The organism is Synechococcus sp. 1G10 (assembly GCF_002252625.1).
In the GTDB taxonomy this organism is placed as follows: Bacteria; Cyanobacteriota; Cyanobacteriia; order PCC-6307; family Cyanobiaceae; genus Regnicoccus_A.
The window spans coordinates 1-296 of sequence record NZ_NQKW01000080.1 but is presented as its reverse complement, the minus strand read 5'-3'; the positions used below and the strand labels follow the sequence as shown (position 1 = coordinate 296).

Sequence of the window (296 nt, the reverse complement as noted above, 5' to 3'; positions counted from 1 at the left end):
AGGGTGACTTTCGCGGCATCAAGCTCAGCAACGAGACCCACCGCTCCAGCACGGATCCGGACGCCCTGCTGGCCCGGAAATCCAAAGCCCATCCAGCGCAGCTGAGCTACCGCGGTCATGTGCTCATGGAGAACCGCCATGACCTGATCGTCGATTGCCGCGTCACAAAGGCCACGGGCACCGGTGAGCGGGATGCCGCCCAGGAGATGGCAGCAGACCGCGCCGGTGCTCACCAGAAGACCATCGGCGCCGACAAGAACTACGACACGAAAGGGTTCGTGGCCGAGATGCGGCGG

At 64.5% G+C, this 296-nt stretch carries 1 pseudogene; it reads left to right on the top strand.

The annotated features are described in order from the left end of the window. Positions 1–296 (top strand): annotated as a pseudogene (locus CJZ82_RS17555) (IS5/IS1182 family transposase); the annotation flags it as partial.